Origin of the sequence: Brumimicrobium glaciale (assembly GCF_004152935.1) — a bacterium.
GTDB lineage: Bacteria > Bacteroidota > Bacteroidia > Flavobacteriales_D > Crocinitomicaceae > Brumimicrobium > Brumimicrobium glaciale.
In genome coordinates, this window is the sequence record NZ_SETE01000004.1 from 419,617 (window position 1) to 434,589 (window position 14,973).

The following is a 14,973-nucleotide window of genomic DNA, read 5'->3' on the forward strand; positions in this document are numbered from 1 at the left end:
ATAATGTAAGGACGATTTGCAAATCGTCCCATTCCTTTAGAATAATACAATTATTGAAAAATTCAAAGACTCAAGGATTCAAAGAACAAACATTATTCGAAGATATAATGTTCGGGCGATTTGCAAATCGTCCCATTCCTTTAGAATAATATAATTATTGAAAAATTCAAGGATTCAAAGGATAAACATTATTCGAAGATATAATGTACGGAAGATTTGCAAATCGTCCCATTCCTTTGGAATAATATAATTATTGAAAAATTCAAAAAAATCAAAGATTGAAAAATAAATACATTCAACACTTCAAACCAATCAAAATTATTATTTTCGTTGAGAAGGTACAAACTCTATTAAGTGGAAAGATTTATCAACATTTTAGTCATTGACAACAACCCTGTCAACATCAGCGATTTAAGATCAATGCTTCTAGGTGGCGGAAATAACTTAATATTCTGTCAAGACGAAGCTTCTGCTATGCCTGTAATAGAAAAACGGAAAGTTGGAATTATTCTCATCAACATTGAAACAGAATCTGTTGATGGATTTGAATTATTGCAACGGTTAAAGTCTAATCCCAATTCAAAAGATTCATATAAAATCGTAATCAGTGAAAGCACATCTAGCGGTGCACGATTGGTGAAAGGTTTTAGAGAAGGAGCTGTAGATTATATTTCAAGCCCATTCAACCATAATTTAGTTAAAGCAAAAATTGAGGTATTTAAAAGCCTTTACTTTAAAGACCTCAGGATAAGTCAACTTTTAGAAAATATTTTTCCGCAAAATATTCTACAAGATTTAAGGTCTACTGGTAAATTCACGAAAAAGAAAGTTGACGAAGGAGTTGTAATGTTTACAGATTTTATCGCTTTTACGCAATCCGCTAAGGATCAAAACCCTCTCCTATTGTTACAAGAGCTAGAAATTTATTTCACCAAATTTGATGAAATAATGGATCGGTATAACTTAGAGAAAATTAAAACAATCGGTGATGCGTATATGGCGCTAGCAGGAGTAACTGAAAAAAATAATAATCCTGCAATTCGAGCTACTTTGGCGGCGATCGAAATTCGCAACTATGTATTGAGTAGGAAACAATTGGCAATTGCGACAAATAGTCCCTATTGGAATATTCGCATTGGATTACATTCAGGCTCTCTGGTTGCTGGAGTTATTGGTTCTAAAAAAATAAGCTACGATGTTTGGGGGAATACTGTCAATATTGCTGCTAGAGCGGAACAAAACTCAGCTGAAAATAGTATTACAGTAACGGATGCTATGGTTGAACATATTGGTGAATATTTCGATGTAACCCACCGCGGCGAAATAAAACTAAAGTATGGTAATCATGCCGACATGTATTTTGTAGAGCAATTGAAAACAGAACATTCTCTTTTTAATGAAGGAAAACTTCCAAACAGTGAATTACGCACAGCATGTGATTTACCTCCAATGGATTTTGAATTTGCACGCCGATTTATCATCAATAAATTAAAGTCATCCTTACCTGAGGAATTAGATTATCATAATATTAAACATACTTTAAATGTTGAAAAGGCAGCCATTCGCATTGCTCGTTTGGAAGGTGTTACTGGAGAAGAACTTATTTTATTAAGAACAGCAGTTTTATTCCATGATGCAGGATTTATTTATCGCTATTCTCAAAATGAAGATTTTGGTATTAAAATGGCTCAAATTGAACTTGAAAAATTTGGTTATAGCCAAGAACAAATACAAATTGTAAGTAATATTATTTCATCTACACGAAAAGAAGTTTTTCCAATTACACTGCTCGAAAAAATTATGTGTGACGCTGATCACGACTATTTGGGCCGTGCTGACTATCATAATGTGGCAAAAACGCTAAGACATGAATTAGCTAATTATGGCAAGATCATGACACAACAAGAGTGGATTGATTTCCAAATTCAATACCTCGATGATGTACATGTATATTACACACAAACTTCTCAAAACATTCGAGAGCGAGGCAAGTTTATACGCATTAATGAGTTAAAAGAAATGCGAAAGAATTATAATTGAAGTGCGTTAAACTTCTCTAAAACCTCTTCATACAATGCTTCATATTGAGGAAGAATAGCATCTAAACTAAAATTCATGGCTTGTTCTTTCGCTTGAACTTTAAATCGATTTAGTACTTCTTCATTCTCTAAAATACGAATTCCATTCTTGGCCATATCTTCTACATCGCCAACATTGGAAAGGTATCCTGAGAAACCTTCTTTGTTCACTTCTGGAATTCCTCCAGTATTTGAAGAAATAACTGGAACTCCAACTGACATTGCTTCCAAAGCGGCTAAACCAAAGCTTTCTGTTTCTGAAGGCAATAAAAACAAATCTGCAACGCTCATTAAATTGGCTGCATCTCTAATTTTCCCAACCATCATTACTCGGTCACAAGTTCCTAACTCACGGCAAAGTAATTCAACATTATGTCTTTCTGGACCATCGCCAATGAGCAATAATCTAGATTTCACAGATTGATTGATTTTATGAAAAATCCTAACAACGTCTTCTACTCTTTTTACTTTTCTAAAATTCGAAACGTGACAAATTATTTTTTCATCATCATTTGCATATTTTCTTCTGCGCTCTAAATCCTGAGTAATTGGATCATCGATAAATTCATTAATAAAGTTTGAAATCACCTTAATTTCTCGCTCTGTATCAAAATGACTGTACGTATCTTGTTTTAAACTTTCAGAAACAGCTGTTACTGCATTGGATTGATTTATGCAAAATGTAATTACTGGTTCAAAAGATTTATCTTTTCCAACAAGCGTAATATCTGTTCCATGCAAAGTGGTAATGAATGGAATATTAAGCCCTCTACTTTTTAGAATCTGTTGTGCCATATAAGCTGCAGAAGCATGAGGAATTGCGTAGTGAACGTGCAACAAATCTAAACCTTCGTTTTCAACAACGTCAACCATTTTACTGGCCAATTCTGTTTCATAAGGTTGAAATTCAAAAAGCGGATAATTACTTACAACAACTTCATGGTAAAATATATTGTCGCGGAAAGAACTTAATCTCACCGGTTGTGAATAGGTGATAAAATGAATTTTATGTCCTTTTTCAGCTAAAGCTTTTCCAAGCTCCGTTGCTACTACTCCACTTCCTCCAAATGTTGGATACAATACAATTCCAATCTTCATTATTGCTTTTATTTTGCTGAACAACAATATTCAGCTTAAAAAATGTATAGAAAAAACAAAGCATAGTCTGAGTTGTTCAATCTACTTCTAAAATTTAACGTTTATTTCAACGCTTCATAGATAACCCTCTGAATCTCTGTACGGATATCCATTTTAACTAATTTCCAGTTTTCAGCACTAGGATAAACACGATTCGATAAGAATACATAATTGATATTATATTCTGGATCTGCCCATGCTAAAGTCCCAGTAAATCCTGAATGCCCGAAAGATGATTTTGATACCGCTTCTGCTGCTGGACCTCCAGTTCCTGAATTTACTGGCTTATCAAACCCGGCTCCTCTTCTGTTTCTCGGACAAAACTGACAACCTGTATATTCTTCAATTGTTTCTTTCGAAAGGTAATTATGTCCGCCATAATCTCCCTTATTCAATAGCATTTGCATGAATCCGGCTAAATCTGTAGCGTTTGAGAAAAGCCCAGCGTGACCACCCACTCCATTTGTCATGGCTGCTCCCATATCATGCACATATCCATGCACCAATTGATGTCTGTAATAAGTATCTAATTCTGTAGGTGCAATTTGATTTAATTCAAATCGCTCCAAAGGATGATAACCCATCGTTGTTAATCCCATTGGCGCATAAAATGTATTATTTACGAATTCATTCATTGGCATTCCTGTGGATTTTTCAACGATTTTCTTCACAAAATAATAGCCTAAATCTGAATATTTATAACTTTTTGCTCGCAAAGGTTTAGATAAAATCACTTTCAGAATATCGTCTTCGTAATTATCGCGCATGTATAAATGATCTGCAACAACTGAATTTTTATTGCTAAAAGGCGCGGTGGAATACAATAAGGTGTCAGGATATCCATTTACCAAAGTTTGGGTATAAAATGGAACCCAAGGAATCAAACCCGCTTGGTGCGTCATCATATCTCTCAAATTGATGTTTTCATAAGCAGTTGCTCGGGTAACTTCCCCTAAGAAATCACCTAAAGTACTGTCCAAAGAAAATTCTTTATGGTCTTGTAGATACATCAAACTCGCTGTAGATGCGGCAACTTTTGTAATGGAAGCGATATCATAAATAGTTCGATCATCCACCGCTATTTTATTATCATAAGTTTGATGACCAAAAGATTTTTGGTACACCACTTTTCCATCTTTCGCTACAACAACCTGACAACCTGGATAAGCTTTTTCTTTCATTCCTCTATATACGATAGAATCAATTTGATTAAAAGCCGAAGCAGAAACACCTAATTCCATTGGAACGGTGAATTTTAATCGAGAAGCTTTTGGGGTTACAATTCCAAATCCTTCTTGATAATCTGCACTCAATGTAATTGGCAGAACTGAATTTGCTTGAAATCCTCCAAAAATCAATTGCGCTGCTCTATTTTGACCTGATTCCGTATTTTGAAATGCTAAAATAACAGCTTGCACTTTCTCAAAAGCGTAACTATCATCCACAGCATAAGGATTTCCAAAAATTGAAACATAAACTTTTGAATTCTCAGGCATTTCTCTTAATAACTCTTGCCATCCTTCTGGGTAACTAAAATTATTGCGTGGTAAAACAGAAGGAGCGATTAAATTCAGATAAATATTATCATAATTTTTAAATGCAAACTTATAAATTGCATAAGCATCTTTAGCTGTTTTCGCGCTTAAAGTATCTGCATTGGTATAAAAACTTGCTGCCTTATTAAATGCGCTTCCATTTCCTCCGATATTCAAAATCAAGTTTCTTCCCGATACATCTTTCACTGGAATTGCACTGTCGTTTTTAATCACTGTTAATGCTTTTTCGTAAATATTCAATTGCGCAAATTCTACTTTCTCAGGTGATAAAACTGGCTTTTTATTGTTTATGTGAACAATAGCATAGAATTTCGCTCTTAAAATACGCAAGGTTTTTTCATTCACTTCAGCTTCACTGATCTCTCCTTTTTCAACTGCTTTAACAATTGCAGCGATTGATTCTTTCACTTTTGAAGGATAAAGTAAAATATCGTTACCGGCTAAATAAGCTCTTTTAACGATATCCACATCTCCATAACGCTTAGTCAATGCTCCCATATTCAAAGCATCACTAATTACCAACCCTTCGAATTTCAATTCTTTTCTTAAGATTTCTTTAATCGTTGTTGGAGATAAACTTGAAGGTAACCCACTTGCGTCCAAAGCTGGAACGTTTAAATGTCCCATCATGATTGCAGAAGCTCCAGCCAATCGACCTTGTTTATAAGGTAACCAATCTACTCTATTGAGTTCCGTTTTACTTTTATTTACTGTTGGTAAATCTTTGTGTGAATCAACATCCGTATCTCCGTGACCAGGGAAATGTTTCATACACGTTAAGACATCAAATTCTTGCATTCCTTTGATCATTTCACGGGCATGATTAGCAACGAGTAAAGGATTTTCACCAAAAGATCTAAAACCAATTACCGGATTTTGAGGATTTGTATTGACATCAACAACTGGGGAGAAATTCATGTGAATTCCTAATTCATTCATTTCTTTAGCCATTGCTTGCGCCACAAGATTTGTACTTTCTAATTGATTTGCAGCTCCCATTGTTAATTGAAAAGGAAAACGAGGCGAATCAGAAATCCTCATATTACTTCCCCATTCACCATCAATCCCAACTAATAATGGAATCGAACTTTTTTGTTGTAATCGATTAAGCGCCGTTTTAGTTTCATCTTTCGTTCCCTGAAAAGTGATAATTCCACCAATTTTATGAACGCTCACCAAGGAATCAATGATTTTTAGATGATCTTCTCCTTTTCTAGGCGTTACTTCAACCATAAAACTTTGTGCAATTTTTTCCTCTAAAGTCAAACTTTCTAATTTCTCTAAAGCCCATTGTGGAGAAAGTCGCATATAAGCTGGCAATCCTATAGAACTAGGAGTTTTTGGTTCATCTTCCTGATTGATAGACCAACTCATGAGTCCACTTGAAAGAATTATTAAAGAGATAAGAATTGGGGCTAATTTCATGTAAATATATACGTTGTGATTTTTGTTATAAAAGTGATACTTCCTGCAAATACACTGCCGAAAATCGCACAGTATTTTTAATTATGAACAAATATAATCAAAGGATAAACGTGAGTATCTAAAAGAATGCTAATATTAGGTTGAAATCATTAAAAGAATTTTATTTCTGTGGAAATTATATAAATGAAATTTCATTATGCCAAAGTAGGGACGATTTGCAAATCGTCCCTACCAGCACATTAACTTTTTGGCCGACCAAAAAGAGGGAAACATTCCCAAATAGACTTAAAATGATTTTATAACTTATAATTTTTAGCTTACCTTTATGCTTTGTAATTTTTAAATTCAAAAGAATATGTTGGAGCGAATTAAGTTCATGAAAGTGAATAAAACTAAGCAGTTTGATTACACGCCGCGTTATTATGATGCACGAAAAGAGCGCATTAGAAATATGCAAAAAGCGTATGACAAAGATTCTGAATCTACACCAACTGAGCAACAAGCTAGATTAAGAGAAAAAATGCAAAGCGCTTGGAACATTGAAAGTACTTACACCAAGCAATCTCGTTCAGCAAATATTCGATTAATTATTATTCTTGCCGCTTTACTTTTAGCAACCTATTTCATATTGGGTTATGTTGATATTTTTGCAGCCGAAGTAATTGATATAGAAAACCCATAAACAGGAATTAAAGAATGTCAGAAGTAATTCGTTTACTCCCAGATAATATAGCCAACCAAATCGCCGCAGGAGAAGTTATTCAAAGACCTGCCTCAGTTGTTAAAGAACTCATTGAAAATGCCGTAGATGCTGGTGCAAATAATATTGAACTGCATATAAAAGACGCTGGAAAAACATCCATTCAAATTATAGACGACGGAAAAGGAATGTCTGAAATGGATGCGAGAATGTCTTTTGAACGGCACGCGACGAGTAAAATAACTTCAGCAGCAGACTTATTTACACTGACCACTAAAGGATTCCGTGGAGAAGCTTTGGCATCAATTGCTGCAATTGCCCATGTTGAAATGGACACCATCGAACAAGGTGAACAAATTGGAACAAAAATTCAAATAGCCGGAAGTAAAATTACTTCTCAAGAACCAAGTTCAAGAGGAAAAGGAACTTCTATATCCGTAAAGAATTTATTTTTTAACGTTCCCGCGAGAAGAAATTTCTTGAAATCGGATAATGTTGAAACAAAACATATCATTGAGGAATTCAATAGAATTGCTTTAACACATCCTGAAGTTGGATTTATATTTTCTCACAATGGAAATGTAATTCACAAATTAGACGGAGCAGGTTTAAGAAAAAGAATCGTTGATTTATTTGGAAGAAACTTCAATGATAAATTAGTGCCTATTGAAGAGGAAACTGATATTGTAAAAGTGAAAGGGTTTATCGGAAAACCTGAATTTTCGCGTAAAACGAGAGGAGAACAATACTTTTTTGTGAATAACAGGTACTTTAAAGACAGTTATTTTAATCATGCTGTTGTTGCAGGATATGACAATTTGATGCCACCAAAACATTATCCTTCCTACTTTATTTATCTTGAAGTACCTTCAAATACATTGGACGTTAATGTTCATCCAACAAAAACGGAAGTAAAGTTCGAAGATGATAGAAGTATTTACAGTATAATAAGGAGTGCGGTTAAATTGGCGCTTGGAAAATATAACATTGCTCCTATTTTAGACTTTGAACATGAAGCACAATTTGATTTATCAATAGAACAACAAAATAGTCCAATTCGTCAACCTGAAATTAGAGTAGATTCATCTTTTAATCCTTTTAAAAGTAGTTCATCTGGATCATCCTCTGGTTTTAGCGGAAGCGGAAGTTCAGGAAGTTTTGGTAGTTCAGGAGGATCAAATAGCTTTAAAAGTCTAAAACCTAATAAAGAAGAATGGGAAGATTTTTATAAAATTACTGAAGAAGCACAAGAAGAATTGAAAACAGAAGAGGAAGAGGAAATTAGTTTTGAAGAACCTTTAAAATCGAGTTCAAATAAAATACAATTACACCGCAATTTATTATTGATTCAAGTTAAATCTGGCGCCATGTTGGTTCATATTAATCGTGCGAATGAACGCGTACTTTACGATGAATTAATGGAACATTTTATGCTTTCTCCGATTGCAGCTCAACAACTCATGTTTCCTTATGAATATAATTTGCTCTCCACGCAAAAATTAGAATGGGAAAACAATTCCAGTACATTAAAAAGACTAGGTTTTGATTGGGATTGGAAAAACAACACACTTGTTTTATCAAGCGTTCCTTCGATGTTGGAAGTGGAATATGTTACCCAATGTTTGGATGGAATTATTGAAAAAATAACCCACGAAGAACTTGACAAAGGAGAGTTGGTCCACGAATTAATTTTATCTTTATCCGCTGCAGCAACGAATCACCGAAGTAAGGCACTTTCTGAAGAAGAAATGAACTACTTGATTGATCGATTGTTCCAAAGTGAACAACATCAATATTCGCCAAGTGGAAAAAGAATTTTGAACACAATTTCGATTGAAGAACTGAATAATTATCTATCATGAATAATATATTAGGAAACATGCCACCAGTAGTAAAGAGCTTACTGCTGCTGAATGTAATCATGTTTATCATTACCATGTTGGGAGAATCCCAAGGGATTCCTATGACACGAATTTTAGGAGGATACGTTTTTAACTCACCGAACTTTGAGCCTTACCAAATAGTGACTCATTTTTTCATGCACGGTGGATTTTTTCACATTCTTTTTAACATGTTTGCCCTTGTCATATTTGGTTCTGCATTAGAGCAAGTGTGGGGACCAAAACGATTTTTTATATTCTATATTGCAACAGCGCTTGGTGCTTTTTTCTTGCATCAATTAGTTGGATATATTGAAGTAAGAAACATCGAAGAACAGCTAATAGCAGCGGGATATACTGACCTCTACAGTTTACAAGATAAAATTGTAGAGCTACAGAATGGATACATTCAAACATTCAACGTTATACCCAATACGAATAGCCTTGTGCAAGATTACATTGCAGGAATATCAACTCCAGTTGTAGGTGCATCAGGTGCCGTTTACGGTGTATTGGTTGGGTTTGGTTATTTGTTCCCGAATACAAAACTTATGTTACTTTTCCCTCCTATTCCAATCAAAGCAAAATGGTTAGTAACAATCATGGTGGGAATTGCAGTTTACAACTCTTTCCAAAACAATCCAGGAGACAACGTAGCGCATTTAGCGCATTTAGGTGGAGCAATTGTTGGATTTATCATCGTGCTTTTCTGGCAAAAGGACAAACGAAAATTTTATTAGACTATGAACCGTAATTTTAGCGATGAGATAAAGTACCAATGGAAACATGGAGGTATGCAGATCAAGTTAATTGGTGTGAACTTAGCTGTTTTCGTTTTAATCAATATACTCTTAGTTTTTGGTTCACTTATGGTGAGCAATGGAGGATCTAATCCACTCGAATCATTTGTTTATAATTTCTTCACTTTACGAGGAGATTTCTTTGGGTTCTTGACGCATCCTTGGGGAATATTCACCAGTATATTTGCGCATTTTGACTTTATGCACCTCGCATTCAATATGCTTTTCCTCTATTTCATTTCGAAGTTCTTTATGATGTATTTCTCTAATCAGAGATTACTTTACACTTATATATTAGGTGGAATAATGGGAGGATTTTTTCAAATTGCAGCTTATTCACTTTTCCCTGCACTACAAGGAACACAAACTTTTGTTGTTGGAGCATCTGGATCGGTAAACGCAATTTTTATGGCTGCAGCTTTCCACCGTCCAATGGCAATTGTTCATCTTTTCGGAAGGTTTAAGGTGAAGATGATTTACTTGGCAGGAATATTTATTTTGATGGATCTCGTACAAATGGGTGGAGCTGATAATGTTGCACATTTCGCACATTTAGGAGGAGCAGCTTTTGGGATTCTTTCTATTCGTAACATTAATTCTAAAAATAACGTTGTCAATTTCACCCGTGTTACAGTCGAAAACATCAAAGCAAGTTTTAGCGGTAAACCTAAAATGAAAGCACATAAAGGCGGTAAAAGCACGACAAGTTCTTCAACTAAAACACAAAAACAAACAGACTCAGAGTACAACCTTGATAAAAAGAAGAAACAAGCGGAAATAGATGCTATTCTTGATAAAATTTCTAAATCTGGTTACGATAGTTTAACCAAAAAAGAAAAGCAAATTCTATTTGACCAAAGCCAATAACTACCTAAAATGAGAAAAGAATGCTCTTTCGATTAATAAAATTAATTGTTCGCTACACCACCCTATTCGTTTCATTAGGTCTTCTTGTAAGTTATACAAGTTCAGTTATTCCGCCTCAAAAATTCTGGTTTCTTCAATTATTTGGACTGGCTTATCCAGCCTTATTGGTAGCTACAATTCTTTTGACAATTCTGAATTTCTTAATGAACAGAAGACTTGCGTTTTCAATTCTAGTGCTATTCGTTGGAACATTTACACATGCCAAATATTTTGGAATCGATTTTAAATCTCCAGATCTCACATCATATTCAGAGAAAGAAATTAAAGTGATGTCATTCAATGTACGATTATTTGATGCATATAAATTCCTAACTCCTGAATTAGTTGATAGCAAAGGAGCATTCACGGAATTATTCAAATCAGAATCTCCAGACATTTTATCGATACAGGAATATGCGGAAGATGAATCCAATAAAAGGATCATCTCACCAGAGGAAATTAAAAAAGCAGGAGGATTCAAATATCACACCACTACAATGACTTTGGAACTTAAAAAGATGTTTTCGGGTCAAGCTATTTATTCTAAGTATCCGATTATTCATTCAGAAATAATCAGTGATTCTACCCAAACTATTCGCAGTTTATTTGCTGATATAGTAAAAGGAAAAGACACCATTCGTGTCTACAATTGTCACTTAGAAAGCATACGTTTTCAGAAAGATGAGTATTCATTATTCGATACTGAGGTTGCCAGCACAAAAACATATTCTTCACGCATAAAAGGACTTGTTTCAAAACTCAAAAAAGCATATCCATTGCGTGCAGACCAAGCTCAAAAAATCATTGATCACGTTTTAACTTCTCCCTATCCTGTTATTATTAACGGAGACTTGAATGACCCACCAACATCTTACGCTTACTCCATGTTCAACAAGCATTTCAAAGATGCTTTTTACGAAGGAAGTTTAAGCATGACAAGAACTTATGCCGGAAAAGTTCCAGCTGGAAGAATTGATTACATTTTCCACAATGAAGGTTTTGCAGCTGTTTCTTTCAAAACTTGGAAAGAAAAGGTATTATCTGATCATTATCCGGTAATGGCTAGTTTTAGGATGCGGTAGGAGATAATTGTTAATTATTAACGTGTTGTCAATGTTCTTCTTGGAATGCAATTTGTGCCTTCGAAAGGGGCTAAACAAAAGATTCTTTGAAGAGTTAATATTTTAATTGGACAGCACTGAATTGAAACATAAAGTTTCAATATAACATTCTAAATTATTTACCTCTTCCAGTAAAAGACTCCATCGTTTTATAAATCCCTAATACACTTCCTGCGAACCAGTCGAACATGTTTATAGGCATAATTGCTTGACCCAATCTTGTTATGCGATAAATGTAGCCTGGCAATGTCACCGTCGATTTCTTCTTTTCAATGGCATTTATAATTGTTAATGCTGCGGGTTCTGGTTTTAAAATTGGAATTTTAGATTTAACTCCGTCAAACATTCCTGTATTGATGTAATAAGGCATTATTGTAGTGAAATGAACATCTTTATTGAGTTGTTTCATTTCTAATCTTAGACTATCTGACCAACCAATCAACGACCATTTACTTGCGGCGTAGACTGACATTTTTGGATTGGAAATTAATCCACCTGATGAAGCTATGTTACACACATATCCAGAATTTTGATTCATCATGTCTTGAATAAAACAACTGGTAATAATCATTGGAGCACTGGCATTAATTGCAGTCGTTGATGTGATTTCCTCGACTGTGTGTTCGTGGAAGAATTTTCCGACTATAATTCCAGCGTTATTAATAAGAATGTCTACAACTCCTTTTTCTTGCTTTACTTGTTCAGCAGTTAATTTTACTTGTTCAATATTTGAAATATCGACTGTGTAGCCTGATATTTCTCCTTTCGAACTGAATTCCGTAATTACTTCTTCGATTCCCTTAGGATTGATGTCCCAAAGGATAACTTTTGCTCCGCGTTCTAATAATAAACGCGCCATTATTTTACCAATACCAGAAGCTCCTCCTGTGATTAATGCTGTTTTGTTTTTGAAGTTCGACATATTATTGGAATATAAAATATTATTTCTATTTTCTTGAAAAAGGAACGATTATGACCGTCCCTACTCAAAAATAGTATAAAATCTTTACTTCATCTCAGATGGCTTTTTATTCTTGTACAATTGTGATAAAATAAATACTAAAATCATTGAAGAAGCTAAGCTTTGAATGAAGAGTGCTACACAAAGTCCTGAATAACTATTGGCTGCAATAACTGGACTAATGTACCTTTCTAAATCTGGTTCTAAAACTTGAAGGTATATGAATAGAGAAATAGCACCTAATGTCATTGCAATAAATACAGTCACTATTCCAACTGCCAGTTTGCTGAGATAGTTTTCGCCATTCTTAACAGCGGATTTCAAGGTATTGTTTACCATAAGAAATATAAATACATAGTTTCCCAGTCTTAGAAATAAATTATCTGCCCATCCTAATGCGTCTAATAAAAGGAAGTATAATCCCAAGATAGCAAAAAGAAGAAGTCCGTTCCGAATAGCATTTGTACGTTTTAGCATAATTTCAAGTTTAGTTTGTGTGTAATTTATTTGGCAAGAGTTTGCTTACCAATATTTTCAATTTAGAAATTATTATTTGCTATTGCAAGTTGAATCAGTGAGAAACTATAGAACTGTCAACAGTCTTACTAAAATGATGCTATTGTTTACTAATTTAAGGCTGTGAAGGTTACTTATTTTTTGTAAAGTTTAAAATTGCGATGTTGATGGTAACAACCATTAAATTATTGGGTAAAAAAAATGCGTTCCAATTTCTTGAAACGCATTTTATAATTTGTTAAAACTTAAATTACTTCTGGCAGTTATCAAAGTAAGTTTGTACATGAATAGGGAATTCTTTCCATGTTGATTTGGAGTTATTAAATGCATCTATTGCTTCTTGACAGTCACCGTATAAAGTTGAACCATTTTTCTTATACTCTGATTTATCTGTATAAATAGCAGCTTCATCTCCATTTTTGATATAATAAGACTTATCTAAACCTCCTGCAACATTTATTCCGCCAATAGAAGCCGAAGCTCCACTTTTTGCCAAAGGATCAAAGTATATTCTAATATCTCCAGCAGAAGTTGTATTTACCAATTGCAACATACCCGTAAATTCTTTTTTCTTCTTTTTGAATTTGGTTGTTTCAAAAAACGCATATCCATCTTTTATTAAAGCTGGATCTAAATCTGATTTATTCCATCTATTTACGTCTGTTGCTTTCTCAAGACCAGAACCCATTTTTTGTAAACCACTCGGCGCTAAATACATTTGCTTTATATCTTTAGCTGCGTAAGCTACTTTTGCTCCTCCATTCTCTATTGTGATACTCACAAAGTTTCCTTTTTTTCTTTTCAACTTACTGATTAAACCGTTAACTTCAGTTCCATCATTCAAAGTTACTTTAGCAGGTTTTTTCTTAGAAAAGCCATCCATTCCATTTGTAAAGCTTTGAGCATTTAATTGTGTACCTAACGAAATCGTTAGCATGAATAATAAAATTTTAATCTTTTTCATTGTAATTGTGTTTTGTTTTATAAATATTGTATTAGTAAGACAAAACTATTGCAATTAACCTAATTAACAGTCTATTCCTATTTTAAATTTTAGTTAACGAAACATCAAAGCCTTATTCGCTAACTTTTTAAAAACAATACTTTTTTAGAAATTATAGACTGCGCTTAGGCTACAGTTCAATAAATTTAGATGATGTTAATTTACATAACAAAAATCTTACACCATTTCACCTTCTAAAACAAACCTAATTGCCCATCACTTTCTATACATTTAGTTTTCAAGCAATCATTCAAATTGATATTTCCATTTCTCAACCATTCTTTGGCTTGCTGTGTATCCATAATCAATGGCATTCGTTTTTTGATGTTATGAATTTCTGCCATTATCTCATTGGCTTCAGTTGTTAACAATGAAAAGGAATCGGTGATTTCTCCGTTTTTTGGATTGGTCCATGAACTATACAATCCTGCTAATCCAAAAACGGGTTGTTTTTCCAATTGAATTAAGTATTTCTCTTTGCGTTTTCCTTTGCTGTCCAACCATTTCCATTCGTAGAATCCTGTGACAGGCAAAACACAACGTTGGTCATTAACGTCTTTAAAAGAGGCCACCTCTCCTATCGTTTCAAGTTTTGCATTTAATGTGTTCTTGCGAATTTCTTCATCTTTTGCCCAATGTGGAATTAATCCCCAATTCAAAAATTGGAAAACTTCTGGAGCATCGCTCTTTAAAACAGGAAGTAATGGAAAATCGAATCCACTGATGATATTCTTTGGATTGTACAAAGCTGGCATATCGAATTGAGCGTTAAATCGCTCCGTTAATTCCTTTATAGTTGCTTTTTGTTGAACGTTGTAACACATTATACGAAATTACATTTATTATTCAAAGTTATAAGACTCAACCCGTTTTATACTTTGATAAGCAAA

General features: G+C 34.0%; 12 protein-coding genes. 6 read left to right on the plus strand and 6 right to left on the minus strand.

Annotated elements, in window-relative coordinates; genetic code table 11:
* Positions 1-354: 354 nt before the first annotated feature.
* On the plus strand, positions 355-2,040 hold the full coding sequence (locus ERX46_RS11530) for an adenylate/guanylate cyclase domain-containing protein (protein WP_130094021.1): 1,686 nt from the start codon (positions 355-357) through the stop codon (positions 2,038-2,040).
* On the opposite strand, the gene bshA is transcribed toward ERX46_RS11530, so the two are convergent.
* Entirely contained in the window at positions 2,031-3,176 is a 1,146-nt protein-coding gene (gene bshA, locus ERX46_RS11535) for an N-acetyl-alpha-D-glucosaminyl L-malate synthase BshA (RefSeq protein WP_130094022.1), read from the minus strand. The two genes, ERX46_RS11530 and bshA, sit on opposite strands and share 10 nt — an antisense overlap.
* Before the next feature lie 101 nt (positions 3,177-3,277).
* A complete protein-coding gene (locus tag ERX46_RS11540) occupies positions 3,278-6,196 on the minus strand; it encodes a glycoside hydrolase family 3 N-terminal domain-containing protein (RefSeq protein WP_130094023.1) in 2,919 nt (972 codons plus the stop codon).
* A 355-nt stretch (positions 6,197-6,551) separates the two neighbouring features.
* Between ERX46_RS11540 and ERX46_RS11545 the strand changes: the two genes are divergently transcribed.
* Genes ERX46_RS11545 through ERX46_RS11565 form a run of 5 tightly spaced genes read left to right on the plus strand, consistent with a single transcriptional unit; the run spans position 6,552 to position 11,564 of the window.
* Positions 6,552-6,878: a hypothetical protein gene (locus tag ERX46_RS11545; protein ID WP_130094024.1), complete on the plus strand. Its 327-nt coding sequence runs from the start codon at positions 6,552-6,554 to the stop codon at positions 6,876-6,878.
* 14 nt (positions 6,879-6,892) lie between these two features.
* Positions 6,893-8,758: a DNA mismatch repair endonuclease MutL gene (gene mutL / locus ERX46_RS11550; RefSeq protein WP_130094025.1), complete on the plus strand. Its 1,866-nt coding sequence runs from the start codon at positions 6,893-6,895 to the stop codon at positions 8,756-8,758.
* Complete coding sequence (locus ERX46_RS11555) at positions 8,755-9,516, plus strand: rhomboid family intramembrane serine protease (RefSeq protein ID WP_130094026.1); 762 nt, start codon at positions 8,755-8,757, stop codon at positions 9,514-9,516. The genes mutL and ERX46_RS11555 overlap by 4 nt, the downstream gene beginning before the upstream one ends.
* Positions 9,517-9,519: 3 nt before the next feature.
* Complete coding sequence (locus ERX46_RS11560) at positions 9,520-10,443, plus strand: rhomboid family intramembrane serine protease (protein ID WP_130094027.1); 924 nt, start codon at positions 9,520-9,522, stop codon at positions 10,441-10,443.
* Positions 10,444-10,463: 20 nt separating this feature from the next.
* Positions 10,464-11,564: an endonuclease/exonuclease/phosphatase family protein gene (locus ERX46_RS11565; RefSeq protein ID WP_130094028.1), complete on the plus strand. Its 1,101-nt coding sequence runs from the start codon at positions 10,464-10,466 to the stop codon at positions 11,562-11,564.
* Positions 11,565-11,718: 154 nt separating this feature from the next.
* Here ERX46_RS11565 and ERX46_RS11570 read toward each other — a convergent pair whose 3' ends face one another.
* The 4 genes from ERX46_RS11570 to ERX46_RS11585 all read right to left on the minus strand — a co-directional run bounded on the left by ERX46_RS11570 (position 11,719) and on the right by ERX46_RS11585 (position 14,907).
* Entirely contained in the window at positions 11,719-12,525 is an 807-nt protein-coding gene (locus ERX46_RS11570) for an SDR family oxidoreductase (RefSeq protein ID WP_130094029.1), read from the minus strand.
* A gap of 84 nt (positions 12,526-12,609) precedes the next feature.
* Positions 12,610-13,041 (minus strand): hypothetical protein, encoded by a 432-nt coding sequence (locus ERX46_RS11575; RefSeq protein ID WP_130094030.1) that lies wholly within the window; start codon positions 13,039-13,041, stop codon positions 12,610-12,612.
* A gap of 289 nt (positions 13,042-13,330) precedes the next feature.
* Complete coding sequence (locus ERX46_RS11580) at positions 13,331-14,044, minus strand: hypothetical protein (protein WP_130094031.1); 714 nt, start codon at positions 14,042-14,044, stop codon at positions 13,331-13,333.
* Between the two features lie 233 nt (positions 14,045-14,277).
* Positions 14,278-14,907 (minus strand): SOS response-associated peptidase, encoded by a 630-nt coding sequence (locus ERX46_RS11585; RefSeq protein ID WP_130094032.1) that lies wholly within the window; start codon positions 14,905-14,907, stop codon positions 14,278-14,280.
* Positions 14,908-14,973: the final 66 nt, after the last annotated feature.

Excerpts from the sequence above, each read along its gene's own strand:
- mutL (WP_130094025.1), top strand. The coding sequence starts at position 6,893 with ATGTCAGAAGTAATTCGTTTACTCCCAGATAATATAGCCAACCAAATC.
- ERX46_RS11585 (WP_130094032.1), bottom strand. The coding sequence starts at position 14,907 with ATGTGTTACAACGTTCAACAAAAAGCAACTATAAAGGAATTAACGGAG.
- ERX46_RS11545 (WP_130094024.1), top strand. The coding sequence starts at position 6,552 with ATGTTGGAGCGAATTAAGTTCATGAAAGTGAATAAAACTAAGCAGTTT.
- ERX46_RS11560 (WP_130094027.1), top strand. The coding sequence starts at position 9,520 with ATGAACCGTAATTTTAGCGATGAGATAAAGTACCAATGGAAACATGGA.
- ERX46_RS11540 (WP_130094023.1), bottom strand. The coding sequence starts at position 6,196 with ATGAAATTAGCCCCAATTCTTATCTCTTTAATAATTCTTTCAAGTGGA.
- ERX46_RS11565 (WP_130094028.1), top strand. The coding sequence starts at position 10,464 with ATGCTCTTTCGATTAATAAAATTAATTGTTCGCTACACCACCCTATTC.
- ERX46_RS11575 (WP_130094030.1), bottom strand. The coding sequence starts at position 13,041 with ATGCTAAAACGTACAAATGCTATTCGGAACGGACTTCTTCTTTTTGCT.
- ERX46_RS11580 (WP_130094031.1), bottom strand. The coding sequence starts at position 14,044 with ATGAAAAAGATTAAAATTTTATTATTCATGCTAACGATTTCGTTAGGT.
- bshA (WP_130094022.1), bottom strand. The coding sequence starts at position 3,176 with ATGAAGATTGGAATTGTATTGTATCCAACATTTGGAGGAAGTGGAGTA.
- ERX46_RS11555 (WP_130094026.1), top strand. The coding sequence starts at position 8,755 with ATGAATAATATATTAGGAAACATGCCACCAGTAGTAAAGAGCTTACTG.
- ERX46_RS11570 (WP_130094029.1), bottom strand. The coding sequence starts at position 12,525 with ATGTCGAACTTCAAAAACAAAACAGCATTAATCACAGGAGGAGCTTCT.